Here is a 19,397-nt window from a genome sequence, read left to right on the forward strand (position 1 = left end):
ACTTCCTGTCACAACCCTATACCTTCAGTTTCCAAAGAACGTGACATTTTGATTATTCCTGATTTTTATTGTTTTCAAACGAAGCGCGTCGGACAATTGATGTGTCGGAAGACACGCCTTGTCCGAAGACGATTCATCCCCCACTTAGACTAGGGCTTCGCCCTGAACGTTTAGAAGTGGGGGATGAATCGTCTAATTTTGATAAATCAAAGACAAATTATTTTTTATAAGATTCGTATGCCTCTATCTTCTCGGACAAGTAAGACCAATAGTCCATCAGTTGATCGAGTTGGGATTTTCCTTGCTCAATCTTTTGATAGAGTTCATTAACTTGCCCGATATCGCTACCTGCCGAAGCGAGCTGTTGTTCGAGTTGCTCAAGCGCAGCTTCCGCGTTTTCAATCTGTGTCTCAATCGTTGTCCAATCTTGTTGTTCCTGATAAGACAATTTTTTCGGGATGTCGGTTGGAGCAGCTACCACTTCTTTTACCTCAGTCACGATAGCTGCTTCAGGTGTCTCATCCTCACGCTGTTCCAGGTAATCCGTATATTGCCCATAATAAGAGACAATCGTACTATTCTCGAACGCAAGTAACCGATTGACGACACGGTCGAGGAAATAACGATCATGACTGACCGTGATAACCGTTCCGGGGAAGGACTCGAGATAGTCTTCAAGAACCGACAGCGTTTCTGTATCTAAATCATTCGTCGGCTCATCGAGGAACAAGACGTTTGGTTCATCCATTAAGATCGTCAACAACTTGAGTCGACGCTTTTCGCCACCGGATAATTTACCAATCGGCTTATACTGTGCTTCCGGTTTGAATAAGAACTGCTCGAGCATCTGACTCGCCGTGATTTCTTGACCATCAAGTGTCGTGATCACCTGGGCGATCCGTTCGACTTCATCGATGACACGACGTTCCGGGTGCGTGAACTCGGCGAACTGTCCATAAAACCCAACTTTGACCGTTTCCCCGTGCACGACTTCCCCTTGAGTCGGTTCAAGTTGTTTCGCTAAAATCGACAACAGTGTCGATTTCCCGCTCCCGTTCCGACCGACGATGCCATAACGTTCTTTTCGACCGAATAACCAGCTAAATGATTCGAACAGTGTTCGTTCACCAAATGTATGACCAAGTTCCGTTGCTTCGATGACTTTTTTACCGAGTCGTGTCGAACCGACTTGTACTTCAAGTGTTGCTTCTTCTTCTTCATAAGAGAGTTCTTGGAGTGCATCGACACGCTGAATCCGTGCCTTTTGTTTTGTCGTCCGTGCCTTTGCACCACGACGTAGCCAAGCGAGTTCACGGCGTAAAATGTTTTGGCGCTTCTCTTCCATTGAAGCAGTCCGTTCGCGGCGCTCAGCCCGCTTTTCAAGGAATGACTCATAGTTTCCGACATAAAAATGGGCCGTCCCGTTCGCGATTTCCATCATGTGATTCGTGACACGATTCAAGAAATAACGGTCGTGGGTAATCAACAGAATCGCTCCACGGTATTCCTTGATTTGTGATTCGAGCCAAGTAATCGTTTCTGCATCGAGTTCATTCGTTGGCTCATCGAGTAGTAATAAATCGGCTTCGTCGAGCAAAGCTTCTGCCAAGCCGACACGCTTCCGTTGGCCGCCCGATAACGAACCGATTTTTGCTTCTAAATCTGTAATGCCAAGTCGCGTTAAAATCATTTTAAGGCGAGACTCCGTATCCCAGGCATTTGCGGCATCAATTTCCGTTTGGGCATCGATAAATCGTTTGAGTAACGTTTCATTTGTCGGATTTTGTTCAAGCGCTAAACGAGCCGTTTCATAATGGCGTAAAGCATTGATTGTCGGTGTGTTTCCGGAGAGGAGCACTTCCATCACTGTTTGATCTTCCGGATAATCTGTCGATTGTGAAAGTAAACGTATCCGGTAATCGTTCGGATGATGCAGTTCACCGAAATCAGCTGTCTCTTTTCCTGCTAAAATATGGAGCAGTGTCGATTTTCCTGTCCCGTTGACACCGATAATTCCAATCCGGTCTCCGGGTGTGACGGAAAATGTTACGTCTTCAAAAACGATTTTATCAGCAAATTCTTTTTTTAATTGATCTACTTTAAGTAGCATGTCAGACTCCTTCTACAATATGCTTGATTTGTTGTTCAACAGTAGCGACGAGTTCTTTTTGGGTCATTGTAGCAGGGTCGATGGATGGAAGGATTGTCACATCGACAGTTGCCGGTCGAATCCGACCAGTCTCTTCCATGACACGATAGCTTCCTGAAATGGCAATCGGAACGACGCGTGCACCACTAGATGTTGCTAGGGTGAAGCTCCCTGCTTTGAACTCAGCAATCGGTCCGCCTTTCGAGCGAGTACCTTCCGGGAAGATGATCATCGATTGCCCATCTTTGATTGTCTCGACACCGGCACGAATCGCCTTTAAAGACTGTCGGCGATCTTTTCGGTCAATCATGACACATCCCATTAAATTCATCCAGACATTGACGATTGGAATCTTATTGACTTCGATTTTCGAAATAAAGGCTTTGGGTTTTGCGATATGTCCGAGCAAAATCGGAATGTCAAAATTCCCTTGGTGGTTGGCGATGAAGACGACAGGTTGATCAGACGGAATATGTTCTTCCCCTGTCAGACGGACTTTCACTCCAGCTAAGCGAAGGAGCGAATTCGCCCAAACGTGTGCTACTTTTTGTGTATACGCGTAGCGAGCGGCGTGTGTTCGACGTTTTGCGCCAGGCAAAAATGGTAATGTAAGAGGTAATACTAGCCCAAAATGAATGAACCAGATGATCGTGCGTAACATGATGGCATCAAACTCCTTTTTTACTGTGTATTATTATTGTACAAAAAAAGACCAGGTATCGCACCCGGTCTTCTTCTTTATTCCCAGTAACGAGGTTCAGATTCCTCTTCACTCTCGCCGAGTTCGAATGTCAGGCGTCTCGTCGTCGGATCGATGGAAAACGAGGCATTCGTATTATCGATTTGTTTGATTTCCATCGTCTCTTCATCGAGGATGAGTGTCAAACGTACCTTGTCTTCATGATCGACGAGTAAAACACCATCTTCTTTTAGCCATAAGTCGATGACAGGTGAGTAACGAAGTGTCCAGCCGTTGGATAGTGGTATTTCATTCATAATGAATCGGTTCCTCCTAAAAACATGAAGTCAAACTCTTTATTTATCATGCTGTTCTGTCGTTGATAATGCAAGTGATGCGACTGTGTCATTTTGTTCATAAGACAATTGATAAGAGTGTTCCCGTTTCTTCATACGCTCCAACTGTTTTTTGACGCGGCGGTATTGCATATATTCATGATAACCATGATATGTCGTACGAATTAATTGTCTAAAAGATGAAAGTGAAAGACAAATGGATAGGGTGAAGACGAAAATCCCGACTGAATCGGTATAATATCCCGTGATAAAACTAAGGTATGTACTAATGAGACCGGTAAGCGTCGTAAATAAGTAAAAATACACAGTACTTCCTCCTTCGTGTCACTCTACTAAGTGTGTCTAGTAAAGCAATTCGCTAACGAAGCAGGATTTCCTTTATCGTCCAGTAAAACTTCGGAAACAAATAAAAAAATCTACACGATGAGATGTAGATTTTAAGGTGTATCGATTTGTTGGAGTGCAGGTGTCTTTGGAGACAAATCAGTGCTACTCGACCCTTCAGCGAATACAATTCCAATCGTTGCGAGAAATGCGAAAAAAGCGAATACTAACGTTTTTGTAAAGCGTCTTGCGAAAGAACGCGATTGAATGTCATGAAACATAGTTTTTCCCCCATATTTACCAAAACTAAACCTTCTTTTTCCTATTCTTTTATCATATCTGTTTTTTTCAAAAAAATCACTTAAATCAGATTCGTTCACAAAAATTTCACAACTGTTCGCTTCCATTTGATGTCGGAGATAGGTTGAAAAAGAGTATAGTATTGAAGGTGATGAAAAGAACTTACGGTTAGTTGAGTGTTTCAGCTTAACCAAGTTAATGAAAGGAGATGACCATAAATGGCACTACGTGCAGGACAGGTTGTCACATTAAAAGTAGAGCGTGAAGCAGAATTTGGTGTGTTTTTAAGTGATGGTACGGAGGATATCTTACTTCATAAAAATGAACAGACGAAATCGCTCATGCTAGAAGAAGAGGTCGAAGTATTCCTTTATCAAGACAATGAAGGGCGTCTCGCCTCATCGATGACGATTCCGGAAGCGTCATTTGAGGATTACGTCAAAGCACCGATTAACGGAACACGTTACAATACAGGTGTTTTTGCGAACATCGGAATTCAAAAGGATGTTCTCGTCTCGCTGGACGATCTTCCGCAACGCCGGACATTTTGGCCGGAAGAGGGAGACGAACTTTACATTCGTTTGAAACATGATCAAAAATTACGTTTGTTAGGTGACCCGGCTCCTTATGCTTATTTCAATCTTAAGGCGCAACCGGCACCGGAAGAGTGGAATAACATGGACGTTGAAGGACTTGTCTTTGCCCAGCGTGATCCGGGTGTCAACGTTTGGGTGAACGATCAATCGATTGGTTTTCTACATGAACAAGAGATGGAACGGTGGCCGCGTCTCGGAGAAGTTATGAAATTACGGGTGACAAATGTGAAGCCAGATGGTACAGTATTACTTTCAGCAAGACCACGTGCTCACGAGGCAATCGACATCGATGCGGATTTAATCCTGAACCACCTACTTGAACATGGCGGTCAGATGGCGTATGGTGATAAGACACCTCCTGAGACGATTGATGAGGTATTCGGTCTAAGTAAGGCTGCCTTCAAACGTGCTCTAGGTCGATTGTTGAAAGATAAAAAAATAGAAAAACATGAAACGGGTATTCGGCTAACGAAGTAAGCTAGCCAACTGAACCTACGTTTCGAATAAATAGTTAGGAATTCATCATTTTGGTGGTTGCGGCTGGTTTTAACCGGCGACCATTTCCAAATAAAACCCCATCACTAGTGGGGGCAAGCGGCGCGATTTAAAGCGTTGAACGGTCCGGGCATCATGCCTTTCCCTCGCCCTTATGGCAACGATTATGATGGTGACTTCCCTAAACATTATTATCAGTAGAAATAGCCTCTATCTTTAAGGACGGGCTTCTGCTATAATAGGTAGTCGATTGTATTCGTTACGGTAGCGTCTGTTTAGTGGCAGACGCTTTTCATATGACAAAGGAGAGTATTTAGCATTGACAACATTTCGTGAATTAAATCTTAGTGAGGCACTTATCAAAGGTGTCCTAAAAATGGGCTTTGAAGAAGCAACTCCAATCCAAGCAGAAACAATTCCAGTCGGTCTTAGCGGCGTTGACTTAATCGGTCAAGCACAAACAGGTACTGGTAAAACAGCAGCATTCGGTATTCCGACGATTGAGCGTCTTGACGCAAAATCGCGCCATATCCAAGCGTTGATCCTTGCACCGACTCGTGAACTTGCGATTCAAGTAGCAGAAGAACTTAACCGCATTGGTGAAATGAAACGCGTTCATGCATTGCCAGTATACGGTGGTCAGCAAATCGATCGTCAGATTCGTGCACTTCGCAAGAACCCACAAATCGTCGTTGCGACACCTGGTCGTCTAATGGACCACATGAACCGTAAAACATTAAATCTTGACCACGTTCAAACAGTCATCTTGGATGAAGCAGATGAAATGTTGAACATGGGCTTCGTGGAAGATATCGAAAAAATCTTAGGTACACTTCCGCCAACTCGTCAAACACTCTTGTTCTCTGCAACGATGCCACCGCAGATTCGTAAAATCGCGGATCGTTTCATGACAACGCCAACGCACATCAAAGTAAAAGCAAAAGAAATGACAGTCGAAAACATCGACCAATCATTCATCGAACTAAAAGAAAGCCAAAAATTCGATGTGCTTTGCCGCTTGATTGATACAGATTCTCCAGAACTTTCAATCATCTTTGGTCGTACGAAAAAACGTGTTGACGAAATGACGGAAGGACTTATCCAACGTGGATACACGGCGGACGGTTTACACGGTGACTTAACACAAGCGAAACGTGACCAAGTCATTCGTCGCTTCAAAAAAGGAACAATCGATATCCTTGTTGCGACAGACGTTGCAGCACGTGGACTTGATATTTCTGGTGTTACACACGTTTACAACTTTGATGTACCACAAGATCCAGAGAGCTACGTTCACCGGATCGGTCGTACGGGACGTGCTGGTAAAACGGGATCAGCAATCACGTTCGTTACACCACGTGAATTTGGTCAAATCAAAACAATCGAACGTGTAACAAACAAAAAAATGTCACGTCGTCACGCACCGACACTTGACGAAATCTTGGAAGGCAACTTGAAGCTTGCTGCACAAGAACTCATCAAACGTGTAGAAGCGAAAAACTCACAAGAGTATACAACACTCGCGCAAGAACTTCTTGAAGAGTATGAAGCGGTTGAATTAATCGCAGCAGCGCTTAAAGGATTAACGAAAGAGCCGGATGCAACTCCAGTTCAAATTTCGTCAATCGAACCAATCCGTGTCAAACGTTTTGGTAGCAACGGTGGCGGTGGTAACCGTCGTCCTTACGGCAATAAAGGTGGATCAGGTTCTGGTTCTTCTAACCGTGGTGGCGGATACCGTGGCAGCAACCCGCGTGGTGGGGAGCGCCGTGAAGGCGGTCGTCCTTCTGAAGGAAACCGTAGTTCATCGTCATCAGATCGTCGTGAAGGTGGATACGCTGGTCGTAGCAACCGTAGCGAAAGTGATCGTAACCGTGGCGGACGTAAACCACGTTTTGAAAAGTAAAAAATCCGAACCGATTTGTCACAGACAAGTCGGTTCTTTTTTATGAATTCTCATGATAAAATGAGCAATGAAAGATATAGAGAGGGCTGAATCGTTCGTGTATACCATTTATGCAGCAGCATTCATTTGTCTGATTGGACTGCTCATCGCAACTAAAAAAATTAGCGAGCAGACGACAAAAGGACACTTTCGTTATATCCCTTTAGCGACGTTATTGTTTGGCGGGATTATTTTTCTCGTCTTAGCGATTGGTAAGGGTGGTGCTACAGGCATTCAATACGGTGTTCTGAGCATTATCTATTTAACGGCGACATTTGGTGTCTATTTGTACATTGCGTTAAGAAAAGATACAACGTTATTTTAAAGACGGGGCCTCTCTGATTACAGGGTGGTCTTTTTTTTGATAAGATAGAACAAGAGAATAGGGGGGAGAAGAATGGATGCATTAGATGTCATTGTTCATCCCGAACAGATTGAGGCGTGGTTCCAACCAATTGTTGGAGCGGCACCTTTTAAAGTGGAAGGGTATGAAATCCAATCTCATTTTCGCGGTGAGCCGCTGAAGCCATTTTTTCAAGAAGATGATGTACCAATTGAATACCAGTTAGAAGTCATGAGTCATGTCATTCGCCATGCTTTTCAAAAAGTCCCGGCCGATGCGCATTCATTTGTCTTAATCCGCTGTCGACCTGATTGGTTATTCGAAAATGGTGGCGAAGATTTTTTGAGTATCTTACGTAACGCACAGATCGACTTTCCGGAAGACCGGTTATATGTCACACTGACCGATGTCCAAGTGGATGACTTTGATCGACTCGGGCGAATCGTTGCGTACTATCAAAACTCTGGCTTAAAGGTTGCGCTTGATCGTGCGGAGGCGACGAGCTTAGAACGCGTTTTTGCCATGTCGCCGGACATGCTGATTGTCGACTTATCTTCGATGATTGAGAAAAAAACCGTTTCAGCGAGTTATCCGCACCTGTTACAAACAATGGAACACTTATGTGACCAACTCGGTGCGCCACTTCTTTACAAAAATATCAGCCATCTTGGTCAACTCCGGTATGCATGGCAACACGGTGGGCGCTATTACATGGGAAATCTACTCGGTGAGACGACACCTGACTGGGTGACGACATGCCCAGGCATGGAAATCTTATTACATGAAGTGCCGATGTTCTATAAATATGACCGGGAACAGATGAATCGTTTGTTCCAGCTCGAACAAGACTGGACGATTCGGTTTAATGAGTACTGCCAGTCGTTAAAAGCAGATGAATCATTGGATGAATGGTTAATTAAGCTGGCTCAAAAGATGGAACCCGAATTCATTCGCTTTTACATCACAGACGCGAATGGCTTTCAAAAGTCATCAAACGTTAGCAAAAAGAGCGGTGAATGGAAAACATATGCGTTTTACAAAGGTTATAACTGGAGTTTTCGACCGTACTTCATTCGGACCACGGTTGCGATGGAACGACGGCATACGGGATACCTCTCTGATCGATACGTCGATTTCAGTTCGAGTGAACAAACGCGAACGTTCAGTATGCCGCTAAATAATGGGATGTTCTTATTTGCTGATATTTCAGCAAGTTATTTATATCAAGAACGGTTAAGTGAATAAGGAGGAAATGAAACATGTTGGATTATGATTATGATGCACTACGTGAGATTGGGCGCATCGTCGCCATTGCGCGCGATGAAATGGCGGATGCTGTCAAACCAGGAATTACAACGAAAGAGCTTGATGATATCGGAGCGCGTATTTTGAAGGAACATGGAGCGGAATCAGCACCGATCGTCATGTATGATTTTCCTGGAGCAACGTGTATCAGTGTCAATGAAGTCGCGGCTCATGGTATTCCTGGTGCATATGTCATTCAAGAAGGCGATATCGTCAACGTCGATGTCTCGGCAGTCAAAGATGGCTACTATTCAGATACAGGTAAAACGGTGATTGCAGGCGAAGCGAAGCGTCCTGAGCACGTCCGACTGGTCGAGGTGTCATTGTCTGCCCTTGAAAAAGGACTTGAGAAAGTCAAAGCAGGTACGAAAGTCAATCAAATCGGTAAAGCAATCTATGCGGAAACACGCAAAAATGGCTTTACGGTCATTCGGAATTTAGCTGGACATGGATTAGGAAAAACGTTGCATGGTGAACCGGAGTCGATTTCGAATTACTTCAACCGAGAAGAAAATGATTTGTTGAAAGAAGGACAAGTCATCGCAGTCGAAACGTTTATTTCGACGAGCGACGAATTTTGTATGGAAGATGAAAAGGATGGCTGGACACTGTACACGCCAAATAAAAGTTTGGTTTCACAGTTCGAACATAGCGTCGTTGTCTTGAAGGATGGATACGAAATCTTGACGAAGGCAGACTAAAAAAAGCGTCGTTCCGCAAAGGAACGGCGCTTTTAGAATGCGGAAAAAGTGCTATCGGGAGATCAAGCATCTTTTTTCGTTGCTTTCCTCGGGAGGAGCAAGCCGTTGCTCCTTAATCCTAGCAGACAACGAGCAGGGGCTTGCCTGCCTTTGGTAAGTCGCGTTAAAAACGCACTTTTTCCCGCAGGAGTCAACGAAACGTGACGCTTTTTAGGTAATACCGTGACCGATTGCCGCTTTGAAGACGAGGCGAGACAAGGGAGCGCGAACGGATTGCATCTCGATACCGCGTGTTTACGCTTCTTAATGGTTTGTAGACGAAATGATGCCCGATGGACAAAAGCGGTAGTTTAACAGGCACTACGTCTTGTTATTCTTTTTTTTGAGAAGCAATTGCTCCTTCGCGCCTTCAAAGCACGATTTTAGACTGGGTAAGTCGGTCTAACCGCTCGAGTGAAACCTCGTGCTCGGCGTATGGAATGTGACCGTTCCCGATTCGATAGTCGAATTCAAGGAGATCTTCGGCGAAATAATGATCGGTTCCAGCCATGTCAATCGGATACGCTAGACCAGGTAGTGTAGCGAAAGCAAGCGTCTGCCGACGCCCGATTCCACTCTCGAACATTCCACCGAGCCAGTACGTCGCTTTATCTCTTAATGCTAGGGCGTTCGTCAAGCCCCCGACGCGTGCCGGTTTAATGTTGATGATTTGACCTGCACCGAGTGAGAGCATTAAGTCAGCGTCAGTGACCGTTTGGATTGATTCGTCCAAACATAAAGGAGTCGAGAGCAGTGACGCAGCATATTGATGCGTCAACCAATCATCTGCCCGAAATGGTTGCTCCATCATGATTAATCCATACTGATCCCAGTCCTGCAGGAGATTCATCTCGGAACGGGTGAAACTTCCGTTGGCATCAAACATTAAAGGCGCATCAGGAAATTGTTTTCGAACGTGCGCTAAGACGGAGGTATCCGTTGGGTCTAGCTTTAGCTTGATACGCTGAAAACCATCCTGTAACGCGTCCTCAACGGCATGTACCGTCTTGCTGGCTTCCGCGCGACCAAGTGCTTTTCCGCAAGCGATGGCTTTGTTTTCGTCACCTCCCAGATACGTGGCAAGCGTTTGGTTACTCGCGCGAGCAAACAATTCATAGACGGCGCCGTCGAACATTGCTTTTGCCATCTGGTTTCCTTGAATCGGGTGAAAGCGTGTTGCGACTTCTGACGGATGATTGAGCGGTCCTTTAAGCAAGCGATAGAGGACGGGAGCTAAGGCATGAATCGAATCTTGTGTCTCCGCGGTATACAAAGGTGTTTCAAAGGCGACACCTTCCCCGTAACCGATGTTGCCTTCTGTGTCCGTCAATCGGAGAATCGTCGTTCGGCGATTACTTAAAGTAGTGAGTGCCGTTTTCATCGGCTGACGGAATGTTAATCGGACATCAAATACTTCTGCACTTCGAAGCGTAATCTTCATACGAAGTCCTTCAATTGATGGCGCAGCAGTTTACCGTTCGCATTACGCGGTAAAGCGTCACGATAAACATAGGCGACGGGACATTTATATTTGGCGAGTAACTGACTGATTGCTTGACGGACGATCGATTCATCGACAGCGCTGACGATAAACGCAACAGGGACTTGTCCCCAAGTCGAATCAAAGCGACCGACGACACCAGCTTCCTTGATTCCATCAATCGAGAGCAGGGCAGATTCGACTTCAGCCGGATAGACATTCTCACCGCCTGAAATGATTAAATCGCTTCGCCGATCGAGAACGTATAAATAGCCTTCTTCATCTAAACGTCCAAGGTCACCTGTCTTGAGATAGCCGTCTGCGGTAAAAGATGCTACGGTCGCTTGCTCATCTGAAAAATAACCTTTCATGACGGTCGGTCCTTTGACTTCGATTTCTTGATGGCGTGTGATTCGGATATCGGTCGGAGCAATTGCTTGACCGGCAGAACCGATTTTTCGTAACGCATCTTCCGGCAATAGTGTCGCAATTTGCGAAGCGGTTTCTGTCATCCCGTATGTTTGCATGACAGGAATCTTTCGATCGAGGGCGCGAGTCAAAATCGGTAAAGGGACCGGTCCACCGCCCGTCAAGACGACACGTAAATCATAGCGACGCAACCCTGCTTCAAGCAGCCGATCCAACATGACAGAAACGAGGGAAACATGGGTAATCCGTTCATTTTTAATCCATTCAATCGTTTTCGTCGGGGCGAAATGAGGTTCAAGGACGATCGGGGCGCCGTAGATGACAGCACGGTAAACGACAGCGAGACCACTCATATGAAACAGTGGGGTAACAATTAAGAAGCGATCATCCGTCGAGGAACCGATATGACGTGCTGCATTCATCGCACTTGAAAAGTGATTTAGCATTGTCTGTTCGACTGCCTTAGCCCGACCTGTCGTTCCGCTCGTAAAGAGCATGGATTGGACATAATGTTTTGGCATATGTCGGACGATGATGTCAGGTGCCGTGTTCATATAGTGGAACGGTAAAATCTTGATATCGGTATCTAGCGTCCGGTCGGAGATGACATATTTGACTTGTGCTCGTTTTAATTGATCATCCAGTTCGCGCTGACTTAAGCGGACGTTGAGTGGGACGATTGTTAATTCAAGTAGTTGTGCCGCATGGATGGCAATGATATATGACTGACTTGCAGGACCATAAAGAGCAATCCGGTCACCACGCGAAAGGTGGCTTGCCCAGGCACTTGCTAATTTGTGTGCTGCCGTATATAATTCCTGCCAAGATAAGCGGGCTTGATCTGTGACTAGAGCTAAGTCGTTAGGTTGTTCCTTAGCGCGTGTATAAATCCAAGGGTACACCGGAAATCACATCCTTTCTTCAAGATGATACGAAAAAGGTTCAAACGTCTCACGACATTGAACCTTTTTTCGTATTATGGGAAACGTGGGAATTGACCGAAGTCAGGATCACGTTTTTCTTTGAACGCATCGCGTCCTTCTTTGGCTTCGTCTGTTGTGTAGTAGAGTAATGTTGCATCTCCAGCAAGTTGCTGAATTCCAGCAAGACCATCGGAGTCTGCATTGAGCGCTCCTTTTAAGAAACGAAGAGCTGTTGGTGAATGTTGAAGAATCTCAGAACACCATTGGATTGTTTCTTGCTCAAGATCAGCAAGTGGAACGACCGTGTTGATGAGTCCCATGTCGAGTGCTTCTTGAGCACCGTACTGACGGCAGAGGAACCAAATTTCACGCGCTTTTTTATGGCCGACGACACGAGCCAAGTAACCAGAACCATACCCTGCATCAAATGATCCAACTTTAGGACCTGTTTGTCCAAACTTCGCATTATCAGCAGCAATCGTTAAGTCACAGACTAAGTGTAAGACGTGTCCGCCACCAATTGCATAACCAGCGACCATCGCGATGACCGGTTTCGGGATAACACGAATCAAACGTTGAAGGTCAAGGACGTTCAAGCGTGGGATTTCATCTTCACCGACGTAACCACCATGTCCGCGAACTTTTTGGTCTCCACCTGAACAGAAAGCGAGATCGCCTTCACCTGTCAAGATGATGACACCGACGTTTTGGTCGTCACGCGCACGTGAGAACGCATCGATTAATTCATGGACCGTGTGTGGACGGAACGCGTTGCGCACTTCTGGACGGTTGATCGTAATTTTAGCGATCCCATTCCATTTTTCGTATTTAATGTCTTCATAACTACGGACTGCTGCCCATTCTGGAGCATATTTCATCTAAATTCCCCCATTTGCTTAAGTTAAGAGTAGTTTCTCTACTATTGTAACAAACTTTTCCGGTTGGTCGATATGTGGGGCATGCGTTGCATGCGAAATCTGGTGGATTTTTTTTGAATCCGCCGCTTGTTGCGCAATCTTTTTAAATTTTTCATCGTGTTCCCCGACAATCCATTCAATGGATACGTCTTGAAGACAGGTCCATAAAGACGGCATATTCCCTGTTCCTTGCGCGGCGAGTGAAGCGGCTAATCCCTCTGCTGATTGGGACAAACGCTCCGACCGAATCTGTTGCTGCGCAAAGGACGGTAATTGGCGCTGGCTTGCGAACAGCGGTAACGCTTCCCAGTGCCGGACGAATGCCTCGAGTCCGTCTTCAAGCAACATCTGTTGCAAAAGCCGATCTGTTGCACGCCGGGCACGGCGCTCGTGTGCTGTCTTTAGGCCAGGTGTCGTACTGACAACGATTGTCTTTTGGACTTGCGTTGAACAGGCTGCAAGCATCAAGGCAATCCGTCCACCCATCGAGTAGCCTAACACGGTCCATGGTTCATTTCTTGTCGCAAGTAACGCTTGTAAGTCTTTGACTTGCTCCGTCAAACGCATCCGCTGATACGCAGCAGGCGGCGTCTTTCCATGACCAAGCAAGTCAATCCGATAGACGGTGTAGGTTTCCTGAAGTCGTGCACTGAGCATCGTCCATGTCCCGCTGCTGCCGGTAAACCCATGCAGTAACAACAATGGAGGACCTTGCCCCTCGATTTCGAGATGGTAGTCATGGTCACGTAACTTCATTGAAAGCACTCCGTGAGCGCATGATTTGTCTGTTCCCAAATCGTACGGTGCTTCAGGACGTTCGTCGCACGATCTGTTCGAATCTCGAGAATTCGTGTGACAGTCGTCGGTTCCGCCAACCGTGTTTTCAGTTCGGAAATTGACGTGACGACTTGATGTTTGACCCCATAACCGGCTGCGATATGACTGAAATCGAGATGCTGGGCTGTTCCGAATAACGGTTCGAAGACCTCGGATTCAAGCTGTTGCTGTTGTGGCAGGAAGTTGAAAATTCCGCCCCCGGTGTTGTTGATGAGCAAGATGGTAATCGGACGAGTCCGTGCCATCATCAAGCCATTGACGTCATGAATAAAGGCGAGGTCACCGACGAGCAAGTAGCGTTCCTGTGCATCGTATGTCGCACCGACTGCGCTCGATAAAATCCCATCGATTCCATTCGCACCCCGGTTGGCGAGAAGGCGAAGCGGTGTACCTGCAGGCAAAAACGTATCGATGTCGCGAATCGGCATGCTGTTTGAGACGAATAAGCTGCCTGACGACAAGGTGTTTAAGGCACGAACGACGTTATACTCCGTCAGGTCTTCTTGATCGAGCGTCGTAAAGACAGTGCCGACTGTTTCTTCAGCTCTTTGGATCGTCTTGAGATAAGCAGGATCATGCTCAGTCACGGGCATCCTCAGGAGCTGACTCGGATGCCCGGCTAACAGATTCGTATGCAGTTGCGGAGCACGCCAATTTGCCGCATGACCGACGACCGTCGTCGGAATATCATGTGACCAAAGTAAGTAAGGTTTTGATGTCGGCATTGCTCCGAACCGTAAGATGTGGTCGGGTTTAGCTACTGTTTTGACTGTCTCATTTTTTAGCCACGTATCATAGAAGGCAAAAACGGTGTCTGTTTTGTACTGACGTCCTTGACTCAGGGGATCCGCTAATACGGGGATTCGCGAGTGTTTCGCGTAATCCAAAATAATTTTTGTATCGACCGTCGAAAGTTGTGGTCCGATGACAATCAAAAGACGCTTTGTAGATAGAAGAGTTAGGAGCTCGTCAGTCGTCACTTGCTCGGCAAAACGGGGGAGTGTTCCGACAGTTCGCCCAGTCCGCAATGGATCAAGCTCCGGAATCAACGGTTCGCGTAGCGGGACATTGATATGGACCGGTCCGGCCGGTTCGGTCATCGCCAACAGGACGGACCGCGTTGCGACATGAGCGACATACGATAGACTTTGTTCCTCTGGTAAAGGTAAATCGAATGCATGGCGGACTTGTTTTCCGTAAAGACCGACTTGATCGATGACTTGTGGCGCCCCGACCCCACGCAATTCGTGTGGTCGATCAGCTGTCAAAACAATCAATGGGAGTTCAAAAATGTTTGCTTCCGTGATGGCGGAAAAATAATTCGTCGCAGCTGTCCCGCTCGTACAAATCAAAGCGACGGGACGTGTCTGTTCTTCCGTCCGTGTTAATCCTAAAGCAAAAAAACTAGCCGACCGTTCGTCAACGAGGACGTGGGTACGGCTAGACGGGTGAAGAAATGCAGCAATCGCGAGTGGTGTCGAGCGAGAGCCGGGACTGATTACGAAATCCCGTACCCCGCTAGCGACGAGCGTATCGATTAATGTGTGCATCCACTTAGTCAACATAAACATCATCCTTTTCTAACGTGCACAGATGTGAGAGAGCTTGCAGCATCGGTGAGAGTTTTGTTTCAGTCTCCTCTAATTCGCTCGTTAGTTGTGACCCGTCGACGAGTCCGCAACCGGCATAGAGAATTGCCGACCGTTCAGTGAAAAGACCTGACCGGATGGCAACAATGAATTCACCGTTTTCTTGACCGTCCATCCACCCGACAGGAGAACCGTACCAACCGCGTTCGAATGTTTCAATCTCACGGATGGCTTGAACTGCTTCTAGTTTAGGTTCGCCACCTAAAGCAGGCGTCGGGTGTAATTTTTCGATAATCTGCAGCAACGTCACCTCCGGTGACAACGTAGCAGTAATCGGTGTATACAGGTGCTGGATGTGGCGGTTCTTAAGCAACATCGGCTGATCCGGTTTCTCGATTCGAGTCGATAAATCGTGTAACGTACTCGTGATGGAGTCAACGACGATTGAGTGTTCGACACGATTTTTTTTATCTTCGAGCAACGCAAGACCAAGTGCGTCATCGGTTTGTTCGACTGCGTGACGTGGCGCAGAACCAGCGACGGCAGCTGTTTTAATTTGGTTTCCTTCTTTTAAGACGAGTCGTTCTGGTGTAGCTCCGAGGAACGCCTCGTCGACGGTCGGCTGGAAGAAGAAAACATAACTTCCCGGTTGAGACTGCTCGAGTTCGCGGACGAGTCCGGCAAGGTCGACGGCCTGATCCATTTCGTACACGACTTCACGAGCTAACACGATTTTCTTTAACGATGTTTTTAAAAGTTGTGTCGCTTGATGGAAAGACGCTTCAAAAGCCTCATTCCCGTCGCGAGTCATTCGGATACGAGTCACGAAACGACTTGTTTTTGGTTGGTGTAACTCGGCGTAATCGGAAGCGAGTTGATTGAGTGTTTTTTCAGCGTTTGACTGAGGGTCGACGATCGCGAATAGTGTGACGGTCGTCCGTCCATCCCGTTCTAAGAATAAAAACTTTGGAACTGTCATCGAGGCTTCTCCGAAGGAAGACCAGCGATAATCGGGGTTTTTGAGTTCGCTGAACGAAAAACCGCAAAACGCAAATAAATCATCACCCACATGATCGCGGTTAAGATTCGACCATTTAGATTGAATTCGTAAAAATCGATCGTGTCCTGACGCTTTTAACTGTTTCGCAATACCGAAACCGATGGCACGCATCGATCGGTCGGGTGTCGTAAAGTAATAGCGTTCTTTTGTTCCGTACGTCAATGAATTGACGTCTTGCGCTTCGATTTCCCATGAATAAGAAGCGATTATAGAGCGCTGGTATGCGTTCGCATGACCAACGGCCTGTTCAATACGTTGTTTAAGCTCTTGTTGAGCGTAAGCCATACCGCTCATTGCCCCCTAGTCTGTAGATACTGTGATACGTTTCACTTAATCTAAGTGTAAACTTTTTGTTGAAAAAAAAGAAGGAATAAGCTATCTTTCATTGAGCATTGACAGCAAAAAACGAAACCCGATACACTTAGACGGGAAAGGGGTTTATTATATGAATAAATCAATCGCCGTATATTGGCGAATGACACGGCCACATACATTAACAGCGAGTTTTGTACCGGTCGTCGTGGGGACGGCTATCGTCGCACCACGTATCGAGTCATTACGACTCGATCTATTTTTTGCGATGTTGATCGCATCGGTGTTGATTCAAATCGCAACGAACTTATTTAATGAATACTATGACTACAAGCGGGGACTCGATAATGAAGAGTCGGTCGGCATCGGTGGTTCAATCGTCCGGGACGGATTCAAGCCGGGGACGATTCTTGCCTTCGCCTTATCACTCTATGGCATTGCTGCACTGCTTGGGATTTATCTCTGTCTTGAGACAACATGGTGGCTGCTCTTAGTCGGACTTGTTTCGATGTTCGTCGGTTACATCTATACCGGGGGACCGCTCCCGATTGCATACACGCCGTTCGGGGAAATCGTCGCCGGATTCTTCATGGGGTACGTCATCATCGCCATTTCGGCTTATCTCCAGATTGGCTATGTCCCGACGGAAGCGGTCGCGATTTCAGTGCCAGTCGCGATTTTGATTGGATCGATCTTGCTAGCGAATAATATTCGTGATCTCGACAACGATAAAGTGAACGGAAGAAAAACGATTGCTTGCCTCGTCGGTCACCGGGCGGCAGTCTACGTCCTGATCGCCTTTTTTGTTGCTGCCGTCATTTCGTTAATCGTTGCCGTCGTTGCGTTTAACGTTTCCTGGTTCGCGTTACTTGCCTTACTGAGTATTCCATTGATGATCAAGGCCGTGAAGCTGTTTTGGGACGACCTTGAACCACAAGAATTGATGCCGGGAATGGCACAGACGGGAAAAGTAAATACAATTTTCGGATTGCTGCTTGCGATTAGCTTGACGTTCGCTAACTTCTAAAATAATGCCTTTAAAATATCCTGCTGCCGTGAATACGGGCAGCGGGGTATTTTTTTGCCGTGCACGAGTTACTCGTAAGAGTAGGATTGGTTGTCACAGATTTAAAATTTTACTATAATTGAAGCAATGTGCCTGGAATATTCGAGTGGATACTCGGGAATCATGAATTTTTTTTAGAGGTGGAACTGGAATGAATAAAATCGCGGTAATCGGAAAAGTATTCGTCGACATAAAAGGAACTTCGTTCGCTCCATTGCATAAGGATGCGAAAAACGTTGGAGACATCACGTTTTCAAATGGTGGTACAGGACGGAATGTAGCGCAGAACTTAGCCGTTCTCGGGAATGATGTTCGCTTTATCTCGACGGTTACGAACGACCAAATCGGTGTCGGCGTGTTGGAAGAACTAAAATCATACGGTGCAAATGTGGATCACGTCGAAATGCTTGACGACAACGGAATGGGTATGTGGTTAGCCGTCATGGATAACGAGGGTGACCTCCAGACATCGATTTCAAAGCAACCTGACGCAAAATTATTAGAAGAAGCGATTCTTCGCCAGTCCGTCTACGCCCTAGATGGAGTCGATGCAGTCGCGATCGATTTAGATTTATCCGTGACCGTTTTAGAACGGTTGATTCATCTCTGCCGAAAAATGGAGTTGCCGTTGTTCGGAGTGTGTGGACACCTCAGTGTCATCGAACGGAATCGTCACCTTTTGCAAGGGTTCACAGGATTTATCTGCAGCCGCGAAGAAGCAGAAATCTTATCTGATTTATCAATCGTGACGGTTCAGGATGCGCTTCATGTGGCAAATGAACTGGCGAAAAAAGGGGCACCGTTCACAGTCGTGACGATGAGCGAGCTTGGTGCAGTCTATGTTGATCGCCGCAGTGCGACATCTGGTCATATCGGAACAAAAAAAGTGAAGGTCGTCGATTCGACCGGAGCGGGAGACTCATTCTTCTCAGCTGTTTTGTCGGAGTTAACAGACGCCAAAAAAGCGGAAGATGCCTTAACGCTCGGAATGAAAGTCGCGGCCGAAGTCATCGCTTCTACAGAAAACGGCTTAGTTCCTGAGATGTTAGAGACGATTCGATAAGTAACTGGACGATGTCTAATGTAAATGTCGGGAGGGATAGCCATGCCAATACAACGAAGTGCCGTCATCATTTTGAATGAATCAGATGAGGTTGCCTTGATTCGCCGGGATAAACAAGACGTGACGTATTACGTTTTCCCCGGAGGTGGTCTCGAAGAGGGAGCGACGCTTGAACAAACGGCGATTCGGGAAGCTCATGAGGAATTAGGTGTCGATGTCGAACTCGAAGGGGTAGCAGCAATCGTTCGTTTTAACGATTTAGACAATCCATATTACTGGGCGAAAATCACGGGTGGAGTATTTGGTACAGGGACTGGTGAAGAGTTCGAAGATACATCATCTGGGTATACCCCGCTTTGGGTCAAACGTAGCGAACTAAAACAGTTACCGGTTCGTCCGACTTCTCTCGTCAAGGAATTGTCAGAGATGACAGAACGATTTTATGATATTCGACTAGAAGATATTTAAGGTTTTAGTTGAACCAAACAG

General features: G+C 46.4%; 19 protein-coding genes. 8 read left to right on the forward strand and 11 right to left on the reverse strand.

The window, feature by feature from the left end; genetic code table 11:
• Window positions 1-217 precede the first annotated feature (217 nt).
• The 5 genes from KNP88_RS11450 to KNP88_RS11470 all read right to left on the reverse strand — a co-directional run bounded on the left by KNP88_RS11450 (window position 218) and on the right by KNP88_RS11470 (window position 3,789).
• Window positions 218-2,110 (reverse strand): ABC-F family ATP-binding cassette domain-containing protein, encoded by a 1,893-nt coding sequence (locus KNP88_RS11450; RefSeq protein ID WP_214893840.1) that lies wholly within the window; start codon window positions 2,108-2,110, stop codon window positions 218-220.
• 1 nt (window position 2,111) lies between these two features.
• Window positions 2,112-2,810 carry a lysophospholipid acyltransferase family protein gene (locus KNP88_RS11455; RefSeq protein WP_088836402.1) on the reverse strand — a complete coding sequence of 233 codons (699 nt, stop codon included), beginning with the start codon at window positions 2,808-2,810 and terminating at the stop codon, window positions 2,112-2,114.
• A gap of 77 nt (window positions 2,811-2,887) precedes the next feature.
• Window positions 2,888-3,145 (reverse strand): hypothetical protein, encoded by a 258-nt coding sequence (locus tag KNP88_RS11460; protein ID WP_029332738.1) that lies wholly within the window; start codon window positions 3,143-3,145, stop codon window positions 2,888-2,890.
• 39 nt (window positions 3,146-3,184) lie between these two features.
• Window positions 3,185-3,490, reverse strand: a complete 306-nt coding sequence (locus tag KNP88_RS11465; protein ID WP_088836403.1) for a hypothetical protein — start codon at window positions 3,488-3,490, stop codon at window positions 3,185-3,187.
• 131 nt (window positions 3,491-3,621) lie between these two features.
• The gene (locus KNP88_RS11470; protein ID WP_204251421.1) at window positions 3,622-3,789 is read right to left on the reverse strand and encodes a hypothetical protein; all 168 of its coding nucleotides are present in this window, start codon (window positions 3,787-3,789) and stop codon (window positions 3,622-3,624) included.
• A gap of 237 nt (window positions 3,790-4,026) precedes the next feature.
• Here KNP88_RS11470 and KNP88_RS11475 point away from each other — a divergent pair, with 237 nt between their 5' ends.
• The 5 genes from KNP88_RS11475 (at window position 4,027) to map (ending at window position 9,193) form a co-directional block, all read left to right on the forward strand.
• Window positions 4,027-4,881: a S1-like domain-containing RNA-binding protein gene (locus tag KNP88_RS11475; protein WP_029332740.1), complete on the forward strand. Its 855-nt coding sequence runs from the start codon at window positions 4,027-4,029 to the stop codon at window positions 4,879-4,881.
• 337 nt (window positions 4,882-5,218) lie between these two features.
• Window positions 5,219-6,805 carry a degradosome RNA helicase CshA gene (gene cshA, locus KNP88_RS11480; protein WP_088836404.1) on the forward strand — a complete coding sequence of 529 codons (1,587 nt, stop codon included), beginning with the start codon at window positions 5,219-5,221 and terminating at the stop codon, window positions 6,803-6,805.
• Between the two features lie 97 nt (window positions 6,806-6,902).
• Window positions 6,903-7,169 (forward strand): hypothetical protein, encoded by a 267-nt coding sequence (locus KNP88_RS11485; protein ID WP_029332742.1) that lies wholly within the window; start codon window positions 6,903-6,905, stop codon window positions 7,167-7,169.
• 72 nt (window positions 7,170-7,241) lie between these two features.
• Complete coding sequence (locus KNP88_RS11490; RefSeq protein ID WP_214845883.1) at window positions 7,242-8,432, forward strand: EAL-associated domain-containing protein; 1,191 nt, start codon at window positions 7,242-7,244, stop codon at window positions 8,430-8,432.
• A 14-nt stretch (window positions 8,433-8,446) separates the two neighbouring features.
• On the forward strand, window positions 8,447-9,193 hold the full coding sequence (gene map / locus KNP88_RS11495; RefSeq protein ID WP_088836406.1) for a type I methionyl aminopeptidase: 747 nt from the start codon (window positions 8,447-8,449) through the stop codon (window positions 9,191-9,193).
• A 409-nt stretch (window positions 9,194-9,602) separates the two neighbouring features.
• Here map and menC read toward each other — a convergent pair whose 3' ends face one another.
• The 6 genes from menC to KNP88_RS11525 form a co-directional block, all read right to left on the reverse strand.
• The gene (menC, locus tag KNP88_RS11500; protein WP_214893841.1) at window positions 9,603-10,673 is read right to left on the reverse strand and encodes an o-succinylbenzoate synthase; all 1,071 of its coding nucleotides are present in this window, start codon (window positions 10,671-10,673) and stop codon (window positions 9,603-9,605) included.
• Complete coding sequence (gene menE / locus KNP88_RS11505; RefSeq protein ID WP_214893842.1) at window positions 10,670-12,043, reverse strand: o-succinylbenzoate--CoA ligase; 1,374 nt, start codon at window positions 12,041-12,043, stop codon at window positions 10,670-10,672. Before menE ends, menC begins: the two co-directional genes overlap by 4 nt.
• A 74-nt stretch (window positions 12,044-12,117) precedes the next feature.
• Complete coding sequence (gene menB, locus KNP88_RS11510; RefSeq protein WP_029332747.1) at window positions 12,118-12,942, reverse strand: 1,4-dihydroxy-2-naphthoyl-CoA synthase; 825 nt, start codon at window positions 12,940-12,942, stop codon at window positions 12,118-12,120.
• 18 nt (window positions 12,943-12,960) lie between these two features.
• Entirely contained in the window at window positions 12,961-13,737 is a 777-nt protein-coding gene (gene menH / locus KNP88_RS11515) for a 2-succinyl-6-hydroxy-2,4-cyclohexadiene-1-carboxylate synthase (RefSeq protein WP_214893843.1), read from the reverse strand.
• Entirely contained in the window at window positions 13,734-15,383 is a 1,650-nt protein-coding gene (gene menD, locus KNP88_RS11520) for a 2-succinyl-5-enolpyruvyl-6-hydroxy-3-cyclohexene-1-carboxylic-acid synthase (RefSeq protein ID WP_214893845.1), read from the reverse strand. The genes menH and menD overlap by 4 nt, the downstream gene beginning before the upstream one ends.
• The gene (locus tag KNP88_RS11525; protein WP_214845893.1) at window positions 15,373-16,752 is read right to left on the reverse strand and encodes an isochorismate synthase; all 1,380 of its coding nucleotides are present in this window, start codon (window positions 16,750-16,752) and stop codon (window positions 15,373-15,375) included. Before KNP88_RS11525 ends, menD begins: the two co-directional genes overlap by 11 nt.
• A 160-nt stretch (window positions 16,753-16,912) precedes the next feature.
• Between KNP88_RS11525 and KNP88_RS11530 the strand changes: the two genes are divergently transcribed.
• The 3 genes from KNP88_RS11530 (at window position 16,913) to KNP88_RS11540 (ending at window position 19,376) form a co-directional block, all read left to right on the forward strand.
• Window positions 16,913-17,806, forward strand: coding sequence for a 1,4-dihydroxy-2-naphthoate polyprenyltransferase (locus KNP88_RS11530; protein WP_088836412.1), 894 nt, complete (start codon window positions 16,913-16,915; stop codon window positions 17,804-17,806).
• A 190-nt stretch (window positions 17,807-17,996) separates the two neighbouring features.
• A complete protein-coding gene (locus tag KNP88_RS11535) occupies window positions 17,997-18,908 on the forward strand; it encodes a guanosine-inosine kinase (RefSeq protein ID WP_029332752.1) in 912 nt (303 codons plus the stop codon).
• Between the two features lie 42 nt (window positions 18,909-18,950).
• Window positions 18,951-19,376: an NUDIX hydrolase gene (locus tag KNP88_RS11540; protein ID WP_214845896.1), complete on the forward strand. Its 426-nt coding sequence runs from the start codon at window positions 18,951-18,953 to the stop codon at window positions 19,374-19,376.
• Window positions 19,377-19,397: the final 21 nt, after the last annotated feature.

The organism is Exiguobacterium sp. H66 (genome assembly GCF_018618705.1).
Classification (GTDB): domain Bacteria; phylum Bacillota; class Bacilli; order Exiguobacteriales; family Exiguobacteriaceae; genus Exiguobacterium_A; species Exiguobacterium_A oxidotolerans.

Coding starts and splice junctions, on each gene's coding strand:
- KNP88_RS11455 (WP_088836402.1), bottom strand. CDS start 2,810: ATGTTACGCACGATCATCTGGTTCATTCATTTTGGGCTAGTATTACCT.
- KNP88_RS11490 (WP_214845883.1), top strand. CDS start 7,242: ATGGATGCATTAGATGTCATTGTTCATCCCGAACAGATTGAGGCGTGG.
- menC (WP_214893841.1), bottom strand. CDS start 10,673: ATGAAGATTACGCTTCGAAGTGCAGAAGTATTTGATGTCCGATTAACA.
- menB (WP_029332747.1), bottom strand. CDS start 12,942: ATGAAATATGCTCCAGAATGGGCAGCAGTCCGTAGTTATGAAGACATT.
- KNP88_RS11475 (WP_029332740.1), top strand. CDS start 4,027: ATGGCACTACGTGCAGGACAGGTTGTCACATTAAAAGTAGAGCGTGAA.
- KNP88_RS11530 (WP_088836412.1), top strand. CDS start 16,913: ATGAATAAATCAATCGCCGTATATTGGCGAATGACACGGCCACATACA.
- KNP88_RS11535 (WP_029332752.1), top strand. CDS start 17,997: ATGAATAAAATCGCGGTAATCGGAAAAGTATTCGTCGACATAAAAGGA.
- menH (WP_214893843.1), bottom strand. CDS start 13,737: ATGAAGTTACGTGACCATGACTACCATCTCGAAATCGAGGGGCAAGGT.
- KNP88_RS11470 (WP_204251421.1), bottom strand. CDS start 3,789: ATGTTTCATGACATTCAATCGCGTTCTTTCGCAAGACGCTTTACAAAA.
- KNP88_RS11460 (WP_029332738.1), bottom strand. CDS start 3,145: ATGAATGAAATACCACTATCCAACGGCTGGACACTTCGTTACTCACCT.
- map (WP_088836406.1), top strand. CDS start 8,447: ATGTTGGATTATGATTATGATGCACTACGTGAGATTGGGCGCATCGTC.
- KNP88_RS11450 (WP_214893840.1), bottom strand. CDS start 2,110: ATGCTACTTAAAGTAGATCAATTAAAAAAAGAATTTGCTGATAAAATC.
- menD (WP_214893845.1), bottom strand. CDS start 15,383: ATGTTGACTAAGTGGATGCACACATTAATCGATACGCTCGTCGCTAGC.
- KNP88_RS11525 (WP_214845893.1), bottom strand. CDS start 16,752: ATGGCTTACGCTCAACAAGAGCTTAAACAACGTATTGAACAGGCCGTT.
- KNP88_RS11540 (WP_214845896.1), top strand. CDS start 18,951: ATGCCAATACAACGAAGTGCCGTCATCATTTTGAATGAATCAGATGAG.